General features: G+C 43.3%; 10 protein-coding genes and 2 rRNA genes. 5 read left to right on the top strand and 7 right to left on the bottom strand.

Translation table 11 applies throughout. The features are described 5' to 3' along the window. Positions 1–347 precede the first annotated feature (347 nt). The 3 genes from ABXS85_RS02655 (at position 348) to ABXS85_RS02645 (ending at position 6626) form a co-directional block, all read left to right on the top strand. Positions 348–3253 (top strand): 23S ribosomal RNA (locus tag ABXS85_RS02655). Positions 3254–3408: 155 nt separating this feature from the next. Next, positions 3409–3523 (top strand): 5S ribosomal RNA (gene rrf, locus ABXS85_RS02650). Between the two features lie 1531 nt (positions 3524–5054). After that, entirely contained in the window at positions 5055–6626 is a 1572-nt protein-coding gene (locus ABXS85_RS02645; protein WP_353668501.1) for a peroxidase family protein, read from the top strand. Between the two features lie 98 nt (positions 6627–6724). On the opposite strand, the gene ABXS85_RS02640 is transcribed toward ABXS85_RS02645, so the two are convergent. Both ABXS85_RS02640 and rne read right to left on the bottom strand, forming a co-directional pair. Further along, on the bottom strand, positions 6725–8386 hold the full coding sequence (locus ABXS85_RS02640; RefSeq protein WP_353668500.1) for a SulP family inorganic anion transporter: 1662 nt from the start codon (positions 8384–8386) through the stop codon (positions 6725–6727). Positions 8387–8506: 120 nt separating this feature from the next. Further along, positions 8507–11686, bottom strand: coding sequence for a ribonuclease E (gene rne / locus ABXS85_RS02635; protein WP_353668499.1), 3180 nt, complete (start codon positions 11684–11686; stop codon positions 8507–8509). Positions 11687–12167: 481 nt separating this feature from the next. Between rne and ABXS85_RS02630 the strand changes: the two genes are divergently transcribed. Together ABXS85_RS02630 and ABXS85_RS02625 are read left to right on the top strand one after the other, a co-directional pair. After that, positions 12168–13136: an RluA family pseudouridine synthase gene (locus ABXS85_RS02630; protein WP_353668498.1), complete on the top strand. Its 969-nt coding sequence runs from the start codon at positions 12168–12170 to the stop codon at positions 13134–13136. Between the two features lie 124 nt (positions 13137–13260). Next, positions 13261–14019, top strand: a complete 759-nt coding sequence (locus tag ABXS85_RS02625; protein ID WP_353668497.1) for a CLCA_X family protein — start codon at positions 13261–13263, stop codon at positions 14017–14019. A gap of 1 nt (position 14020) precedes the next feature. Here ABXS85_RS02625 and ABXS85_RS02620 read toward each other — a convergent pair whose 3' ends face one another. The 5 genes from ABXS85_RS02620 to gcvH form a co-directional block, all read right to left on the bottom strand. After that, positions 14021–15376, bottom strand: a complete 1356-nt coding sequence (locus ABXS85_RS02620) for an HD domain-containing phosphohydrolase (protein WP_353668496.1) — start codon at positions 15374–15376, stop codon at positions 14021–14023. Continuing rightward, the gene (locus ABXS85_RS02615; protein WP_353668495.1) at positions 15373–16896 is read right to left on the bottom strand and encodes an ATP-binding protein; all 1524 of its coding nucleotides are present in this window, start codon (positions 16894–16896) and stop codon (positions 15373–15375) included. Before ABXS85_RS02615 ends, ABXS85_RS02620 begins: the two co-directional genes overlap by 4 nt. 19 nt (positions 16897–16915) lie before the next feature. After that, a complete protein-coding gene (locus ABXS85_RS02610; RefSeq protein ID WP_353668494.1) occupies positions 16916–17458 on the bottom strand; it encodes a heme NO-binding domain-containing protein in 543 nt (180 codons plus the stop codon). Between the two features lie 239 nt (positions 17459–17697). Further along, a complete protein-coding gene (gcvP, locus tag ABXS85_RS02605; protein ID WP_353668493.1) occupies positions 17698–20559 on the bottom strand; it encodes an aminomethyl-transferring glycine dehydrogenase in 2862 nt (953 codons plus the stop codon). 88 nt (positions 20560–20647) lie between these two features. Then, on the bottom strand, positions 20648–21031 hold the full coding sequence (gene gcvH / locus ABXS85_RS02600; protein WP_353668492.1) for a glycine cleavage system protein GcvH: 384 nt from the start codon (positions 21029–21031) through the stop codon (positions 20648–20650). Positions 21032–21061 lie beyond the last annotated feature (30 nt).

The following is a 21061-nucleotide window of genomic DNA, read 5'->3' as shown; positions in this document are numbered from 1 at the left end:
GGTGAGCGTTCACACAAATTATCTGATGGCCATGAGTTCTCATGGTTACTTATCTTAAAGCGAATTAGACAGAGTTCTAAGCAAGAGGTTTGATGGAATCATCAAGCATCTGACTTAGTGCTTTGCACTAAACTTGCTCTTTAACAATTTAATTTTTGAAATAGACGATAATCAAGCGTCAAACCGGTGGATTGCGTTGTGCTTAATCTTACTTCCTTCTGATTAAGAATGACGACAATCTAAGATCGTAAATCCAATGCTGAGACAAAAGCGGCGTTGGTATGTAGTTCAGAGTAGTGACGGACTAAGTATCACTTAGAAAGTTAAAAAACTATTTTGGGTTATATGGTCAAGTGACTAAGCGTGCACGGTGGATGCCTTGGCAGTCAGAGGCGATGAAGGACGTGGTAATCTGCGAAAAGGTTCGGGGAGTGGATAAACACGCTGTGATCCGAACATGTCCGAATGGGGAAACCCACCCGCTTGCGGGTATCGTATGGTGAATCCATAGCCATACGAGGCGAACCCGGGGAACTGAAACATCTAAGTACCCGGAGGAAAAGAAATCAACCGAGATTCCCTGAGTAGCGGCGAGCGAAAGGGGATTAGCCCTTAAGTTTAATTGGTGTTAGTAGAAGGCTCTGGAAAGAGCGGCCGTAGAGAGTGATAGCCTCGTATACGAAAACGCCTTTTGAATGAAAACGAGTAGGACGGGACACGTGTTATCCTGTCTGAACATGGGGGGACCATCCTCCAAGGCTAAATACTCCTGACTGACCGATAGTGAACCAGTACCGTGAGGGAAAGGCGAAAAGAACCCCAGTGAGGGGAGTGAAATAGAACCTGAATCCGTGTACGTACAAGCAGTGGGAGCCGACTTGTTCGGTGACTGCGTACCTTTTGTATAATGGGTCAACGACTTATTTTCAGTAGCAAGGTTAAGCATGTAGTGGAGCCGTAGGGAAACCGAGTCTTAATAGGGCGTATAGTTGCTGGGAATAGACCCGAAACCGGGCGATCTATCCATGAGCAGGTTGAAGGTTGGGTAACACTAACTGGAGGACCGAACCCACGTACGTTGAAAAGTCCGGGGATGACTTGTGGATAGGAGTGAAAGGCTAATCAAGCTCGGAGATAGCTGGTTCTCCTCGAAAGCTATTTAGGTAGCGCCTCGTGTATTGCCATTGGGGGTAGAGCACTGTTTGGGCTAGGGGGTCATCCCGACTTACCAACCCCATGCAAACTCCGAATACCAATGAGTATGAGCACGGGAGACACACGGCGGGTGCTAACGTCCGTCGTGGAAAGGGAAACAACCCAGACCGTCAGCTAAGGTCCCCAAGTTACAGTTAAGTGGGAAACGATGTGGGAAGGCTTAGACAGCTAGGAGGTTGGCTTAGAAGCAGCCACCCTTTAAAGAAAGCGTAATAGCTCACTAGTCGAGTCGGCCTGCGCGGAAGATATAACGGGGCTCAAACTGTACACCGAAGCTACGGATATGTAGATGGTTTTGCTGTTTATGTATGGTAGAGGAGCGTTCTGTAAGCCGTTGAAGGGGAAGCTGTAAGGCACCCTGGAGGTATCAGAAGTGCGAATGTTGACATGAGTAACGATAAAGGGAGTGAAAACCTCCCTCGCCGGAAGACCAAGGTTTCCTGTCCCATGTTAATCAGGGCAGGGTGAGTCGGCCCCTAAGGCGAGGCTGAAAAGCGTAGTCGATGGGAAACAGGTTAATATTCCTGTACTTATGCATATTGCGATGGAGAGACGGAGAAGGCTAGGCCAGCGCGGCGATGGTAGTCCGCGTTTAAGGTTGTAGGCAAGTGGTTTAGGTAAATCCGGACCACTCTTTAATAGAGAATGCTGAGAATTGATGACGAGTCCTCTTTTGGACGAAGTGGTTGATGCCCTGCTTCCAGGAAAAACTTCTAAGCGTCAGATATGTGTGAACCGTACCCCAAACCGACACAGGTGGTCAGGTAGAGAATACCAAGGCGCTTGAGAGAACTCGGGTGAAGGAACTAGGCAAAATGGTACCGTAACTTCGGGAGAAGGTACGCCGGCCGGTGTGAAGGACTTGCTCCGTAAGCACTGGTCGGTCGAAGATACCAGGTGGCTGCGACTGTTTATTAAAAACACAGCACTCTGCAAACACGAAAGTGGACGTATAGGGTGTGACGCCTGCCCGGTGCTTGAAGGTTAATTGATGGGGTTAGCTTAGGCGAAGCTCTTGATCGAAGCCCAAGTAAACGGCGGCCGTAACTATAACGGTCCTAAGGTAGCGAAATTCCTTGTCGGGTAAGTTCCGACCTGCACGAATGGCGTAACGATGGCCACACTGTCTCCACCCGAGACTCAGTGAAATTGAAATCGCAGTGAAGATGCTGTGTATCCGCGGCTAGACGGAAAGACCCCGTGAACCTTTACTATAGCTTCACAGTGAACTTTGAACCTACTTGTGTAGGATAGGTGGGAGGCTTTGAAACTAAGACGCCAGTTTTAGTGGAGCCGATCTTGAAATACCACCCTGGTATGTTTGAGGTTCTAACTCAGGTCCCTTATCGGGATCGAGGACACTGTGTGGTGGGTAGTTTGACTGGGGCGGTCTCCTCCCAAAGAGTAACGGAGGAGCACGAAGGTGTGCTCAGCATGGTCGGAAATCATGCATAGAGTGTAAAGGCAAAAGCACGCTTAACTGCGAGACAGACACGTCGAGCAGGTACGAAAGTAGGTCTTAGTGATCCGGTGGTTCTGTATGGAAGGGCCATCGCTCAACGGATAAAAGGTACTCCGGGGATAACAGGCTGATACCGCCCAAGAGTTCACATCGACGGCGGTGTTTGGCACCTCGATGTCGGCTCATCACATCCTGGGGCTGAAGCCGGTCCCAAGGGTATGGCTGTTCGCCATTTAAAGTGGTACGCGAGCTGGGTTTAGAACGTCGTGAGACAGTTCGGTCCCTATCTGCCGTGGACGTTTGAGATTTGAGAGGAGCTGCTCCTAGTACGAGAGGACCGGAGTGGACGAACCTCTGGTGTTCCGGTTGTCACGCCAGTGGCATTGCCGGGTAGCTACGTTCGGACGGGATAACCGCTGAAAGCATCTAAGCGGGAAGCCTCCCTCAAGATAAGATCTCACTGGGACTTTAAGTCCCCTAAAGAGCCGTTCGAGACTAGGACGTTGATAGGTTGGGTGTGTAAGCGTTGTGAGGCGTTGAGCTAACCAATACTAATTGCTCGTGAGGCTTGACCATATAACACCAAAGTGGTTTTACAGAACTCTGAAGAAAACAGAGTGAGCTACAAAGAATTTACGATAAATCGGTTTGATACTTGATTATCGCTGTTTCAAAAGTTGATTGTTAAAGTGAACAAGTAAACGAATTTGTGCTGAGCACATCCGAGTTTTCTTGATAATCATAGAGGCGTTGAACCACCTGATCCCATCCCGAACTCAGAAGTGAAAAGCGCCATCGCCGATGGTAGTGTGGGAGATCCCATGTGAGAGTAGGTCGTTATCAAGATCTTAATTAAGAAGCCCTGATCGGAAACGGTCGGGGCTTTTTTACGTCTATAAGAAAGTTAAAGCTTCCTTGTTCACATAATCCGATACAAGCACGACGCCTTGCGTCACTGACGTCGTCAGCGACTCATGCTGCATTGGATCTAAATTAAGGGTATGGTTGAACCACCTAATTCCATCCCGAACTCAGAAGTGGCTCTTTATACGCCACAGGCGCTCGCCATGTCTATGGTAGTCCCTCAAGGGGATAAGCATGTGGGAGATCTCATGTGAGAGTAGGTCGTACCGCAAAGGGCATAAAAATCGTCAAGCTTCTCATACAGAAAGCCCTGATCGGAAACGGTCGGGGCTTTTTTACGTCTGTAAGAAGCTCAAAATAAAAGCAGGGGGAGTAAACCTCCAAGGCGCAATTCTTGCGATGGTATGATTGAACCACCTAATCCCATCCCGAACTCAGAAGTGGCTCTTTATACGCCGCAGGCGCTCGCCATGTCTATGGTAGTCCCACAAGGGGATAAGCATGTGGGAGATCTCATGTGAGAGTAGGTCGTACCGCAAAGGGCATAAAAATCGTCAAGCTTCATATACAGAAAGCCCTGATCGGAAACGGTCGGGGCTTTTTTACGTGTGGAAGAAAGTCAGAATGAAGATAGGTAAAGTAGTTTTCTGAGGTAGAGGTGTTCTACCGAATTAACCACCTAATCCCATCTCGAACTCAGAAGTGGCTCTTTATACGCCACAGGCGCTCGCCATGTCTATGGTAGTCCCTCAAGGGGATAAACATGTGGGAGATCCCATGTGAGAGTAGGTCGTTATCAAGATCTTAATTAAGAAGCCCTGATCGGAAACGGTCGGGGCCTTTTTACGTTTGTAAGAAAGTCAAACCTTCTTTGTTCACATAATCAGATCCAAGCAGATTCCTTGTGTCACTGTGGTTGTCAGCGAGTCATGCTGCTTCGAATTTTGTGAATATAGTGTTTTAAAAGTTACGCTTTTTGGTTTTTCTTATTGTGTCTAAAGGAAAGAGATATCATGTTTTTCTTGTTGCTGCTTGAAGGAATTCGGGCAATATTCTAGTCTCAATGGATAGGAATCCATAGCTTAAGACAGCTGTCATTCAGCAAAATAAAGCTCTACTGGGCTCCCAAAGAATACTTAATTCATTATTTATCAGATGTTCTGTTCTTAAATAAAGCAAGAGCCGCTCCTATTGTTGCCTAATATTTAGTCAATGCTGGGGCGCAGCACGAGAACATAACTTTTTAACTTGTTATGTATAAGGGATCTATGACAAAACATGTTACGGCATTGTTATGTTTACATCTTACTTCTGTCCCTTTTTCTTGTGTTAACAATATACTCTGATAGAGATATTATATCTGGAATATACATCTCGTATTGTTATTTCTAGTTTTAAAGTAGATCGCAGTAATAATGGCATTACCGAGTAGAATACTGGTGTTTGAGAATTTGAAAACGACATTTATTCTAAATAGGTGATGGATAGGAAAACTAGCTAAAAGGAAAATTATATGAAAAGCTCATTATTAATCGGACTATTAAGGATTGTGAATTTTTTCCCCCTTGTTACTCGTCTAATTAATAGAATTGTTTCGAATCAATTGGCTACGGCTACTACAGCAAGACCAAATAGCTATAGCCTATGGTCGCCTGTTGATAAAAAGAATCAGCCGCCGAGTTCCTATTTAACTTGGCATACCGTTACTAATAAATCTTTTTTTGACCTTCATTTATCTCCTGCCGAAGATAGCTTTATTAAGGGCTTGCCTTCCAATGATGGAACAAAAGAATATCCATTTGGACAAGTTACTGAATTATTTAAGCGCGAGAATGGTTTGAAAGAAGGACGCTCTTCAGTATTTTTTATGTTTTTTGCTCAATGGTTTACGGATGGTTTTTTTCGTTCAGATCATATTGATCTTAGAAAGACGACATCGAACCACAATATCGATCTTGCCCAAATTTATGGCCCAAATGAAGAGGTCGCTCTAATGCTTCGTTCCGGGAGCAAGGGCAAATTAAAAAGTCAAATTATTGATGGCGAAGAGTATCCAGATTATTTAGGCGAACTAAATGATAAAGGAGAATGGCAAGTCAAAGAGTGTTATGAAAGACTGCCTTATATCGCGGATAAAGATTGGATGGAATCAATTTTTGGTAATTTAACCACAGAGCAAAAAACGCAGTTGTTTGCCACAGGTTTAGAGCGCGGCAACTCTATTATTGGCCATATGGTGATGAGCACTTTGTTTTTAAGGGAGCATAATAATATTTGTGATAATTTGTCGATTTTGTATCCAGATTGGGATGATGATCGACTGTTTCATACCGCACGAATCATTAACACAGTCGTATTAATGAAGCTTGTTATAGAAGATTATGTAAACCATATTGCTGGGGTTGACGTGTTAATTATGGATCCCAGTTATGTCGAGAAAAAAGATTGGTATCGTGAGCCTTGGATCGCTGCCGAGTTTAATCTTTTATATCGATGGCATGGCTTAGTTCCTGACGCGTTAGAGATTTCAGGTCGAAGTGAAAGTTTTGTACAAAATTTTTCGTTGTTAACACAAGAAGGCTTAAGTAATTTGCTAGAGGCAGCTACTCAGCAAGCCGCTGGGCAGATCACTCTTGATAATGTTCCAGCTTTCTTGATGCCTGCGGAACAGTCTATGATTAACAAGGGACGAGATTGGCAGCTGAGATCTTACAATGATTATAGAGAAAAATTTGGCTTGCAAAGGTTAGATTCCTTTGAACAGCTTTCTCATAACTCAACCATTAATAAGGAGTTAGAGAAGTTGTATGGCCATATTGATAAGCTAGAATTTACTGTTGGATTGTTTGCAGAGGACAGTGAGTTAACTTTGACGGGTGGGCTACAAACAGCAATGGTTGCATATGATGCTATCACTCAGATATATACGAATCCATTATTGGCTAGGCAAAATTATACCGAAGAACACTTTACGTCTTTCGGTATGGAACGTATAGAAGAGACAAAATCGTTTCAGGAATTAGTGGATCGAAATACTCAGCGAAAAGTCACTGTGAGTGTAAACAATCAATCTATGACAAGTTGATTTAGTGTATTTGTAAAAGGCCTGAATTCGATGATCTACCGAAATCAGGCCTTAATGCACAACTTGATATGAAAGACTTGGTTTTATCAGACCAAATGTTACGCGTTTTGATTAGCAGATATACATTCGACTGCCTGTTCTAATGCTTCAAGACGAGAGTCACAGAAGGCATCGCTGGGTAGACGACTTATGACGCCAAGTTTTTCCAGACGTTCGGTCGTTTGCCCATTTGGGCTGTAAATATAAACAGCGCAATTGGCGTCTATCGCATCTTTAATGGCGTTTTCCAGAGCAAGACCTATGGTTAGGTCCATCATAGGTACGGCACTGAGATCTAATACTACGGCTTTGTAGTTATGTATACGGTTATGATGTTTAGCGATAGCTTTACTTGCACCAAAGATCATTGGTCCTGAAAGATAGAACAACAAAACATTTCCATTTGCATTATCCAATAAGCCTTTTTCAGCCTCGGTAAGTGGTATGTCGTCGTCTGCGTCACTAATGGCTCTTACATTACCCGATTGTAAACGGCTAAGCTTTTCGATGGTCATGATGTTTGCAATGAAAACACCTATGCCAACAGCAACCATCAAATCCACAAAGACGGTTAATGTCATTACGCCATACATTATGATGGTAGGAGAGAGAGCAACCTTATGTGCGCGTTTTAAGAAACTCCAGTCAAGAATATTTATGCCCACATACAAAGCAATTCCAGCTAATACTGCCATCGGAATCGGGCTAATCAACTGTGAGGCTCCTAATACGACTAAGAGCAATATTAGCGCGCGGGTTATACCGGCAAGAGGAGATTTAGCGCCAGTTTGAATGTTAACTACGGTTCCCATTGTTGCGCCTGCACCAGGTAAGCCACCCAGCAGGCCGGAAACAAAGTTTGCCACACCTTGACCAATAAGCTCTCGGTTTGAATCATGCTCTTTACGGGTCAAGCTATCTGCAATCACAGCAGTTAATAAAGTATCGATACAACCCAATGTACCAAGCACTAAGCCATTGATGACCATTTCCATAATCACAGGAAATTCAAACGTTGGCCAGTGAATGGATGGCAAACCTGATGGAATGAGACCGATACGCCTTACGTCGTCTGTATCAAATAATATGATGGAAATTAACGTAATAACCACCAATGCAATGAGCTGAGGTGGGGCGAAACGACGCCATTTCTTAGGTAAGTAAAACAACACCCCTAGGGTTAATAAGCCTAAAAAAAGTTCTGAGAATTTCAAGTTCATTAATAGGTTTGGTAATGCGGTGAGTGTACCGACAACACCACCGGGAGGGGATGGATGTCCAAGAAAAGGAGCAAGTTGCAAGATAATTAAGATAACGCCGATACCAGACATAAAGCCTGATATGACACTGTAAGGCATGAGGGTGATGTATTTTCCAAGCTTAAGATAGCCAAGGGTAATTTGAAAAAGTCCGGCTATCATAACAACTGTAAAAGCCATGGCTAAACCACTTTCGGGGCTAGCTGCCATCATGCTGGTGAGAACGGCCGTCATTATAACCGTCATGGGGCCAGTGGGTTCTGAGATTAAGCTGGTTGAGCCACCAAACACCGCGGCGAAAAAACCAACCAAAATAGCACCCCATAAACCTGCTTCCGCGCCAGCCCCAGAGGCGACACCAAAAGCCAATGCCAGTGGTAGGGAAACGATAGCGGTAGTAGCGCCACCGAATAAATCACCTACCAATGTCCAATCCTTAAAACGAGAAAAATCAATGATCATTCAGTCTACCTATCCGTTTTTATATCAATATCAGTCCGTTGAATAAAAGTCTACATATCTCTGCAAAAGAGCCCGCAAAGGCGGGCTCTTTATGGGAAGAAAATATTACATCCTATAAATCTAATTTGATTCGATACTTTCTTCAGCCGTTTGGCTCTCTTCACGCATTAATCTTGGGTCGTTTTTAACACGGCCTTTTGATGCTCGGCGTCGAGAGGCAGATGCATTGCGTTTTTCTTCTTGTTCTTGGCGAAATTTTTCTTGTTGAGCCAAAATAGCCGCCGGCAATTCTACCGGAGCTGCCGTTTCGGTTACCGGTTTGGTAGCAGGTTTACCGCGACCGCGACGAGCAACACGAACCTTCTTAGTAGTAACTTCGCTGTTTTCGTCTGTTGTTACATCAGTTGGCTCAACTTCAGCAAGTGGTTCATTATTTACTTTTTGCGCTTCTGTTTCTGGCGTCAAATTGGTTTCTTGAGCCTCTACTTCCACACTTACGGCACTTGTTTCAACCCTAGAAGCCTTTTCATCAGTAGCTTGTTCTTCGATTTTATCTATTTCTTCAGCTTGTTCAACTTTTTCAGAAGAGGTTGTCATCGTTTGCGTTTCTTCTAGAGACACATCCGAATGATCAGATTGAGTCCTTGATTGCTCTGCAACTTCGCTTTCTTGCTGAACTGAAGGAACCTCAGTACTTATTTGAGCTTTAACGGACATTTTAGGCTTAACTTTTGCTTTTTGTTCCGTTTTCTCAGCGGTTTCTGTTTCAACTTCAGCTCCTGCTGGTACTTGCTCTGTGTGCTCTACAGTCGCCTGAGAGTCTTCAGCATAGGGTTCTACGGTTGGCTTATTATCATCCTGATTGGCATTTTCATCTAATGCGTCGAGGGCTGCGGAAGCGGTATCAGTATCACGTGTATTTAGCTCATTTTTTACAGGTGTTACCGATTCATCTATGATCTCTACACTGGCGTCTGTCGCCGATGCAACAAGCTTGTCTTCGGAAACGTCTGTTTCTTCAACTAGCTTGTCTTCAACCTTGCTATTTTCAATAATTGTATTTTCATTGTTTTGCGGACGACGGGAGCGGCGAGATCGACGAGAACGACGAGGCTGAGTGTCATCTTGAGTGTTTTCGCTAGTAGACTCTTGAATGTCAGCTTGTGTTTGTTGTACTGCTTCCGCTTTTGTTGCTTCTGCTACTTCTTGTAACTTGGCGGCCTCTTGAGCCTCGTCTTTTATTTTACCGTTGCGACGACGATTTTCATTGCGATCACGTTTACGCTCCTTCACCTCAGGCACTTCTTTTGGTGGACGAGACACTTTTGCTTGCTCTTGTGTTTCTACCTTGCCGTCTTGGTTATTACGATTAGAGCGGTTATTGCGACGACCATTCTTATTAGCGTTATTATGACCAGCCTCAGCTTGCTCGCGACGTGATTGGCGAGTAGAGCGCGGCTTCTCTTGCATAGCATCAGCGCGTTCATTGCTTTGGTGTTTCAGGTTGCGCTTGTTGCGGTTAGGGCGGTTGTTTTTACCCTTATTGTTTCGATTCTTCGAATTATTTGCAGAGGCTTTTGAGGTGTTGCTCTTGTTGTTGGTTTTTTGACCAGAAGCATCACCAAATAGAGCCACTAAAATGCGTTTTAGCAAGCTTGGGTTTGTGGATTTGGCTTTCGTTGCTGAAGCAGAATGTGCCGGTGCAGGGGCCTTAGGTGCAATGCTAGTTACCGCAGCTTGCTGATGAAGGGTTTCGCTTACTTGTCTTGGCTCGTAAGGGGGTTGTTCAGGTGTTTCTACCAAATTGTAGCTGGTGTCATTTTGAGAGATAACTGAGTTGTCATCACGAATCCGTTCCACTTCAAAGTGGGGGGTTTCCATGTGTGGGTTTGGCACCAATATGATATGAACACTGTTACGTTTTTCAATTTTAGCAATATTGGTACGCTTTTCATTTAGCAAGAAGGTGGCAACAGAAACAGGTAATACGGCGCGTATTTGCGCGGTTCTTTCTTTTGCACATTCTTCTTCAATAAGGCGAAGTACCGATAGGGCTAAAGACTCTACATCACGAATGAAGCCTTGCCCGTTACAACGAGGACACACAATACCGCTGGTTTCGCCAAGAGAAGGGCGCAAGCGCTGACGAGACATTTCCAACAATCCAAAGCGTGAAATCCTGCCTAATTGCACTCGCGCACGATCAGCCTCTAGGGCATTTTTCATACGGTTTTCAACTTCTTTCTGATTGCGTACTGGTGTCATATCGATGAAGTCAATAACCACCAAACCACCGATATCACGAAGACGTAATTGACGAGCAATCTCATCGGCTGCTTCCAAGTTAGTCTGCAATGCCGTCTCTTCGATGTCACCACCTTTGGTTGCCCGTGCTGAGTTAATATCGATAGAGACTAGGGCTTCTGTTGGGTCAATGACAATGGAACCACCAGAAGGCAGGCGGACTTCACGCTGGAAGGCGGTTTCTATCTGAGTTTCGATTTGGAAACGGTTAAATAAAGGGGTGGAATCAGTATAAAGCTTGATACGAGATTTGAAATGCGGCATCACCTGCATCACAAAGTTGACTGCATCTTGGTAAGCTTGTTTTTCATCAATAAGTACTTCACCAATGTCTTCGCGTAAATAATCACGAATGGCGCGAATAACAATATTACTCTCTTGATAAATTAAGAAGGGTGCAGGTTTTTCTGCTGCCGCTTTGGTGATGGAGGCCCAAAGAGTTTCTAGATAATCCAAATCCCATTGTAGCTCTTCCGTAGATCGCCCTACGCCAGCAGTACGGACGATCAAGCCGCCATTTTCTGGAGTAGAAAGACCAGACATGGCTTCTTTTAATTGTGAACGATCATCGCCATCGATACGGCGAGAAATACCACCAGCACGCGGATTATTAGGCATCAATACTAGGTAACGACCAGCCAAACTGACGAAAGTTGTTAGTGCCGCACCCTTGTTGCCTCGTTCTTCTTTATCAACTTGAACAATAACTTCTTGGCCTTCGCTGATCACATCTTTGATATTGATGCGACCATCATTGCTGACTTTTTTAGAGAAGTAGGTTTTGGATATTTCTTTGAGTGGAAGGAATCCATGTCGTTCTGCACCAAAGTCTACGAAGGCAGCTTCTAAACTCGGTTCAACACGAGTAATTTTACCTTTGTATATATTGGATTTTTTTTGCTCACGAGAGCCGGATTCGATATCAAGATCGTATAGACGCTGACCGTCTACCAAGGCAACACGCAATTCTTCTTGCTGAGTTGCATTTATTAACATTCTAATCATTGTGTATGTGAACTCTGTTAGCTGATACGAAATAGCCACAGCAGTGTCAGGGCAAGCATTAATCAATCTGACTCAAAATTATAGAGCAAATCATTCAGTTTTTTGTCCGGCGAGATGAATCAATGACTCATTTATTTCTAACTAAACGCTTGTAGCGGTCGCTGCCTCGATAATTACTAAATAGTCTCTTTAACTGGTCTCGTTTCTTTGCCTTTTGGTCAAACTACGCAAACGCGAGGTTGAGCAACTTAATGAAATTCCTGCCACTGACGCGGATTTTTCCGAATCATGCGGTTTAATATTTAAGATTAACTGTTACAGAGGTAAGATAGGGCCAAAGTGTCGCTTTGGCAGTTTCATTCATTTCTTGCATCTTATCTTCGAGGCGTTTTGTTACCTCTTACCCTTTGCGAATGTGAATATAGCAGTAAAAACTAAGTGCTTCAATTATAAAGGAAACCAATCTTTGCATATGTCCGAATTAGAACAAAAATTAACAGAACGACCAGCCGTTCGCTACATTACAATAGATGAAAACAATCACGGACAAAGGATTGATAACTTCCTTCTTACTTTTTTGAAAGGTGTGCCCAAAGGCAAAATTTATAACTTATTAAGGAAGGGCGAAATTCGGGTCAATAAAAAACGAATCAAACCAGATTATCGTTTGCAAAATGAAGATGTGGTGCGTATTGCGCCAATTGTGCTTGCCCCTGTGTCAAAAAAGCCAGAATTACCTGATCGACTAAAAAATGACATTGAGTCCCGTATTGTTTATGAGGATAACGGGTTGCTTGTGATAAATAAACCAACTGGGCTTGCCGTACATGGTGGTAGTGGATTGAGTTTTGGTTTGGTTGAAGTGGTAAGGCAAATGCGACCACAGGAAAAATTCATTGAGTTGGTGCATCGTCTTGATCGAGATACATCAGGATTGATCATGATTGCCAAGAAACGTTCTGTTCTCAAAGATTTGCATGCGGCGTTACGGGAAAAAGAGGGCGTGCAGAAAACTTATTTGGCTTTGGTTTATGGCAGCTGGCCTAAACGTAAACAACAAGTGAATGCACCACTGCTGAAAAATGAGCTTAAGTCAGGAGAACGTATTGTAAAAGTACACACTGAAGGCAAAGACAGTTTGACTTTATTTAAGTTAGTACGTCAATTTGAAGGTTACAGTCTAATAGAATGCGAACCAGTCACAGGTAGAACTCACCAAATTCGTGTGCATACATTGCATGCTGGCTACCCCATTGTTGGGGATGATAAATATTCTCCTGCGGAAAACTTGAAAGCAAGCAAGGCGCTTGGTTTTAAGCGTTTGTGTTTACACGCCACACGATTAGTTATTGAGTTAAATGGAGAGAAAAAAGTGTTTGAAGTGCCATTAGATGATGAATGGAATGCTTTAATGGCTTCAGCACTGACAGCCAAGTATTAAATTATTGTTTTTTTGAGGGCAGTATTAAAAATACAAAAAGTTCATCTATCCTAATGCCATAGCGTATATCAATAAATGATGAGTGTTTGCCAATAAATATGAATTTATCAAGAATGCTTAGTCTATGAATTATTCTGTCCATAATGAGATTTCTTTTGTGGAAATACGACGCCAGTTTGATTTTCGTGGAATCGAAATTGGTAGCTGGGTTACGCCTGAAGAAAGAGATCAGGCAGCCTTACATTTTCATCGGGCTTTAGTCGATTTGATGGGCGTTTTACAGGGACCTGAAAGCTTAATTTCTCTTCGAGGAAGCCTGGGGTTGCAATATGGGAAAGGAGGGCAGCCGGGCGTAGCTGCACATTATACTCCTTCAACTCGACAGCTTGCCTTGGCAAAAAACGCCGGTGCTGGCAGTTTAGCGCATGAGTGGTTTCATGCTTTTGATCATTATATGGCGGATAAGTTATATCCCCAAACACCATCAATGAGTTTTGCCTCCAATGTTTGGCTTAATACATCGGATACAGAAAACTTTCGTCATCACCCTTTGAATATTGCACTGATTGCTTGTTTTAAGGCCATTATGCTTAATCTTTCAGGGAGCGAGCCAAGTGAGCTTTTTCGAGCTTCTCAAAAAGCCGATCAAGAATATAACATTTTGTATTATGCGAAACCTGAAGAGTTGTGTGCTCGATCTTTTGAAGCCTTTGTGGAAGATGCCTGTCCGACGAATCCATTTTTAGTGCGAGGGACTCGGTATTCTATTGATACTCAAAGAGGGTTATATCCTCAAGGTGAGCAAAGAGAGCGAATTGGTAACGCATTCCGACACTATTTTTATACACTTGGTGCATCACTATTTATGGAAAACGGCAACTGAATTAACTAGGTTGAGATTCTATTAATGAATTAGGCACCTCCATTCCAACAGGAATATCGACAAACAATTGGAAATCTTGATCATTATTGTGTTCTAAATTGTTTAAAATAATGATGCTACTTTCAGCCAATGTGGCGCCTTTGGGTAATAGTAGGTCGCCATTGTGATTGGTTAAATCTTGAGCCAGTATCATGCCTGCTTGGAGTTGTGAACTGTTAACACATTGGTTACTGATAGGTTTGGTGGTTTTCTGCAATGAAAGCAATTCTTTTAGTGCATTAACCGCTTCCTTGTCATAAAAAGTGTCGGCTTTTGCAACCAGATAATCAATCGCCTCTTGGTTTGACATTGGCGTTTCAAGTAAGCGACCAACTCTCAGTTCAATATAATCATTAGCGACGGCAAGTATTTTGGCTGATTTGGGGATGCTGTCAGCTTTTTCTCCGTTTGGGTAGCCTTCACCATTTAAGTATTCTTTATGGTAAAGAATGATCTGTGCAACAGGCACCAGAGGACGTATATTCCTAATGAGATTGGCGCCTTGGATTGGGTATTGTTCATATTCTTTTTTTTGTTTGTCAGACAATAGAGAGTAGGGAATCGTCAGTAACTCATCGGAAAAACACACATGGCTCATATAGCGCATTTTCGCAGCTCTTTCCAAATGACTTTGTTCACGTAATGGAACATTCAACTTGGCAGCGATACTCATTACTAAATTAATAATGTCTGGCACATCTGAATTGCTGCTGGGAGCACTTCGCATGTCCAAAAGATTGGCGAATAAATCAACGGTATGCTTATAGTTCTCCTGAAGAGCGGCATTAATTTCTATGACTTTTTGAGTGCGTTCCTTGACGGTTGCTTCTAAGGATTCGTTTAACTCTGTCAGCTTGGCATTTTTTTCGGCAAGAAGAGCGTGCAGTTGTTCATTCTTATTCTTTAAATTTATGGTTTCAAGAGCGTCACTGACCAGTTTTTTGATTTGATCATCGTCCCAGGGTTTTTGAATGTAATGAGAAACTTTGCCTAGGTTGATTGCATCAATAACCGATTCCATGTCGGCTTGTCCAGTTAACAGGAATCGGACAGTGTTTGGGTATTGCTCAGCGGCAAGGCCAAGAAATTCTGGACCACTCATTTCTGGCATACGGGCATCTGAAATAATGACATCAATATTATGCTCAGCTAAGACTTCCAGCCCTTCTTGGCCACTGCTTGCTGTTATAACATGACAATTGCTTTTACGAAATAAACGCTTTAGTGAGGATAAAACATTGGCTTCATCGTCTACTAAAAGTAAGTTTGACACTTCTTCCGTTTCTTTTATGTCCATATCCACATCATTCTCAGTCATTCAGCCTTCTCCGTTGAATTCAAATTCACTTTTTTGGTTGTGTAGGGCAGAAAGATGTTAAAGCTAGTACCATTACCCACTTTACTGGTGACCTCTATTGAGCCTTGATGATTTTCAATAATGCCATAAGAAATGGACAAACCGAGTCCAGTACCAATACCCACTTCTTTTGTTGTAAAGAAGGGGGTGAATATGGATTCTAAGTGCACTTCATCTATGCCGCAGCCGTTATCAGTAATGCTGATTTTAACGCCTGTTTGGGCGTCATTAATCCTAATGTGTAATTCTCCCTGTTCATCCATAGCATGCGCGGCATTCACAAATAAATTCAAAAAAACCTGTAAGAGTTCACCGCTGTTGCCTTGAATTAGTTGAACCGTTTGAAACTCTTTTGAGATGTTACCTTTGTATTTTAGTTCATTACTCGCCAGTTTTAATGCCTCTTCAATAATTAGTACTATATCGCAAGGTTCCTTTTGGTCGTCAGATTGACGAGAGAAGCGTTTTAATCCTCCGACAATGTCGATGATACGCTTTATCCCTTGTTGGGATTCCTCTAACAGCTGCTTTGTATCTCCAAGCAAGAAATTCATATCTACATCTTGCCAAATCTCTTCTAATTTTTTGATTATATTGATTAATTCATCATTGGGTTGATGGTCTTGGTACGAAAGGGATTGGGTTACTTTGATATAGCGAATGAAATCGTCTAGATAATTCGATAAAGAGTTAATATTGCTCTTGATAAAGCCCATCGGATTGTTAATTTCATGGGCGATACCTGCGGATAATTGTCCCACTGTAGCCATTTTTTCGGACTGTACTAGCTGTTTTTGTGCTTCTTTCAATGCCTGATTGGTTTTTGAAATTTCATTATAACTTTCAAGCAATTTATCATCTTGATATCTGTGTTCCATTATGATGGCAAGTTGTTTGGTTCCTGACTCAAATACCTTTAATAGTTGTGCTTGTGTTTGTGTTATGCCGTTATTAAATAAAATAAGAATCCCGCTTAAATGCTCTAAGCTAATGATGGGGATGGCGATGACAGTGTCGATATCTTGATTATCTATCGCTATCTTTATGTTTTTAGTGAGCAAAATTTTTTCTTCACGTATGAGGGCTTCAATTTCCCAAATAATATTCTTTAGGTCGCCATCCGGTATAGAGAGTTCATTTTGCTCATCGGATTCAGCACTTGGTTTTCGGTAAATTGGTGAAAGAAAATGGCTTTGTTGGCTGTTAAACGGAAAGTGAATGAAAGCTGAGAAAGCCATGTTACTTAACGACATCATGTTCTTTAACAATATGGGAAGAAAGTCACGAAGCTTAGGACGATTGATACCATAGTCACCTATATGAATAAGAAACTTATTTTTTTCGACAGCAAAATGAAGGGACTCTACGTTTTCTTTTAAAGCAGAGTTAGCAAAATGCAATTCTCGACTCTTTTGCTCGAGTATTGATTCGGCTTGTTTTCGAGCTTTTCTTTCCCGTTGGAAAGCGGCTTCGTAATCCATAGTAGACTTTCTGTCCAGTTTAGAATTTTTCAATAACTAAAGAGCAATGGTCTGCTCCATCATTCATGCAACACTCATGTTTGATGCTGATTGGAGTATCGAATGTTTCTGCTGCTTTATGAATCAAACCAATGGCCAATACACATAATTTTCTTGGTGACTGATAATATAGGGTTACGCCATTGTCTCGCTTTTCGGTGACAATGATTTTTGGCGTAAGAGCATCCGGATACAGCTTATTGACTTCAACATGGATAACAGAATCTACCGCTTCAAGTAAGCTCCATAGGTCTGGAAAGTCCATCATGGAAGGGGGTAAGCCATGCGCTAAACCAACATATAGATAACGACCAAATGCTTCTATTAATTCAGGTGCTGGAGTGGAAGTATATTCAGATAACGCCACCACCAAGGAAAGTATTTCTTCATCGTCATAGGTTTCTGAACTGGTATAAATGCCTTCACTTGGCAAATCGCACTGATCAATGAGAGACTCCCAACAAGCCATACCAAATTGCTCTTCAACCATCTCTTGAAAATTTGTAAACACCGCACCTTTCATACATGCTCCCCTTTGTCGCCCTTTTATTAGAGTAGACAAAATTACGAAACAAGGGTGAGATGATTGTTGTTTGTGCGTAACAATTTGTTTTGTGTTGCTACTAAAGTAAAAAGACGATGAAAAAGTCGCAGACAAGAATTGGGATCAAGGTCATTCATGTGAACACAATGAAAGGTTAAAAAAAACGAGCCATTTGGCTCGTTTTTTGAGGGTTTTTGTCATTTTCTATCTATCGTTATTTATTCGTAACTGTCTATCGGAGGACACTCACAAAATAGGTTACGATCACCGTAAACATTATCAATACGACCAACAGGCGGCCAATATTTACGGGCTTTTATCCAAGCAAGAGGATAAGCCGCTTCTTCGCGAGAGTAGCTGTGGCTCCACTCTACCGATAACAGACTTGCTGCCGTATGTGGAGCATTGACAAGGGGGTTGTCTTCTAAAGGCCATTCTCCCGCTTGAACCTTACTGATTTCTTTGCGAATTTGAATCATGGCGTCGCAGAAGCGATCCAGCTCTTCAAGATTTTCTGATTCTGTTGGCTCAATCATTAATGTGCCTGCCACAGGAAAAGACATGGTTGGCGCATGGAAGCCAAAGTCCATTAAGCGCTTAGCAATGTCTTCTTCTGAGATGCCTGATTCTGCTTTCAAGGGGCGAATGTCAATGATGCATTCATGAGCAACCGTATTGTTCTTACCTGTATAAAGCACAGGGTAGTGTTCCCCTAGACGAGTGGCGACATAATTGGCGTTCAGGATGGCATTATGAGTCGCGTCTCTTAAGCCTTGATCCCCCATCATTTTGATGTACATCCAGGTGATCACCAGAATGCTCGCACTGCCATAAGGGGCTGCGGATACCGCGCCGTGTTGTTCTTCCATGTCCAAAACCGGGCTAACTTTGTGTCCCGGGAGGAAAGGTGCAAGGTGCGATTTCACGCCAATGGGGCCCATACCAGGGCCACCACCGCCGTGCGGAATACAGAAGGTTTTGTGCAAGTTTAGGTGAGACACATCGCCACCAAAGCTACCTGGAGGAGCAATACCGACCAAAGCGTTTAGGTTGGCGCCATCAATGTAAACTTGACCACCAAATTTGTGTACCGTGTCACACACTTCACGAATGTGCTCTTCAAATACACCATGGGTTGAAGGGTAAGTGGCCATGATACAGCTTAATTGATCAGCGTGTTTTTCGGCTTTTTCAGCAAGGTCGACAAGGTCAATATTGCCGTTGTCATCGCACTTGACTATCACCACTTTCATACCAGCAAGGGCTGCGGAAGCTGGGTTGGTGCCATGAGCAGAACTTGGGATTAAACAGACATCACGATCGTGATCACCGCGAGATTTGTGGTATTTATCAATCGCTACCAAGCCTGCGTATTCGCCTTGTGCACCAGAGTTAGGCTGTAAAGAAACCGTATCGTAACCAGTGGCTTTGGACAGCATGGCAATCAGTTCTTTCAGTAACGCATGATAACCAGAAACCTGATCGTCTGGAGCAAATGGGTGGATACGACCGAACTCTGGCCAAGTGACCGGAATCATCTCTGACGCCGAATTGAGCTTCATGGTACATGAGCCCAACGGAATCATGCTTTGGTTTAAAGCTATGTCTTTTACTTCCAGTTGATGCATGTAGCGCATCAATTCGGTTTCACTGTGGTGACTGTTGAAAACCGGATGGGTCAAAATCTCGTCTTGACGTAATAGATCCTCAGCAATACCAAAGCTAATGGTCATGCCGGCTATGCTTTCTAGGTCTGTGGCTATGTCAAAACAAGCTAGGATGTCGACAATATCTTGCGGTTTGGTGGTTTCGTTCAAGGCAATAGACAAGCTACTGTCGTTTGCTTGATAGAAATTCATTAGTTTTGCTTGTGCTTTATCATAGATGAATTGCGTTTTATCGCCTGTTTGTATTACTAGGGTGTCAAAGTGGCTTGCATTGACAGCAAAGCCGCTTGCTTGCAATTGACGGGCAAGAAAATGCGTTAAGCCAGCAACCCGGGAAGCGATTTTCTTTAAACCTTGCGGGCCGTGATAAACCGCATAAAAGCTGGCCATCATGGCCAGCAAGGCTTGAGCGGTACAGATATTGGAGGTGGCCTTTTCACGACGAATATGTTGTTCGCGAGTTTGCATGGCCATACGCAACGCAGCTTGATCATGGCTGTCCTTAGAAACACCAATGACTCGGCCAGGCATAGAACGTTTGTAAGTATCTTTTGTCGCTAAGAAAGCAGCGTGTGGTCCACCAAAGCCCATTGGTACGCCAAAGCGCTGTGCGCTACCAAAAACAATGTCCGCACCCATTGCACCTGGAGATTTAAGTAGCACAAGTGACAATAGATCTACTGCCACACTGACCAAAGCTTGCTGTTGATGGGCACTTTCTATCATTGGTGCAAGATCTTTTACTTCGCCGTCCAAGCCTGGATATTGGACGATAGCACCGAAGACATCATGCTCAGCCAGTTTGTCAACATTGTCTATGACCAAATCAATGCCCAGCAGCTCAGCACGAGTTTTCACCACATCAATGGTTTGTGGTAAGCAGTGATCGGCCACAAAGAGTAAATTGCTCTTCTTGCGATTAGAACGTTTCATCAAGGTCATGGCTTCCGCAGCAGCGGTTGCTTCGTCTAACAGGGAGGCGTTAGAGATTTCCATACCAGTGAGGTCGATGATGACTTGTTGGAAGTTAAGTAAGGCTTCCAAGCGACCTTGTGAAATTTCAGGCTGGTAAGGAGTATAAGCTGTGTACCAACCAGGGTTTTCGAGCAAGTTGCGCAAAACAGGTGAGGGAACATAGGTGTCGTGATACCCCATGCCGATAAAAGAGCGGGCAATTTTGTTTTGCTGGGCAATGGCTTTTAATTCAACCAAGGCATCCTGTTCGCTAATGGCTTGTTCGCTCATGTCTAGATTGGCCAAACGAATCGCTTCGGGAACCGTTTTTTCAATCAATTGTTCGAGACTGTCAACGCCAATACTATTTAGCATTTTCGCTTTTTCATTGGCGTCAGGGCCAATGTGGCGAGCGATAAATTCGTCATGGTTCAACAAATCGCGGATGCACGATGTCATAGTTCTATCACCTGTTATAGAAGAGAGTAGAGAATGTGCGCCCTGTATTAGAGTAAATAAAGAGCGCAGGTAGTGCGTTTTGAGAAGATTACTCGATGGATTCAGCGTAGCCGGCAGCATCCAGTAATTTGTCAAGATCAGCTGCGTCGCTCATCTTGATTTTAGCAATCCAGGCACCTTCATAAGGCGCTTCGTTGATTAACTCTGGAGCATCTTCTAAGTCTTGGTTCACTTCAATAATCTCACCATTAATTGGCGCGTAGATATCAGACGCAGCCTTTACGGATTCAATCAAAGAGAACTGTTCAGTTGCTGTTACTGATGCACCAACCTCTGGTAATTCAACATAAACAACATCACCAAGTAAGTCTTGTGCATGGTCAGTAATGCCAACCGTTGCTGTGCCATCACCGTTATCCAAAACCCATTCATGAGAATCAGCGTATTTTAAGTTTTCTGGGATAGTGCTCATATGTTGTTAGCCTCATAAAAAAATACCCAA

The sequence above is a fragment of the Marinomonas sp. THO17 genome (genome assembly GCF_040436405.1).
Taxonomy (GTDB): domain Bacteria; phylum Pseudomonadota; class Gammaproteobacteria; order Pseudomonadales; family Marinomonadaceae; genus Marinomonas.
This window is presented reverse-complemented; position numbering and strand designations above follow the sequence as displayed.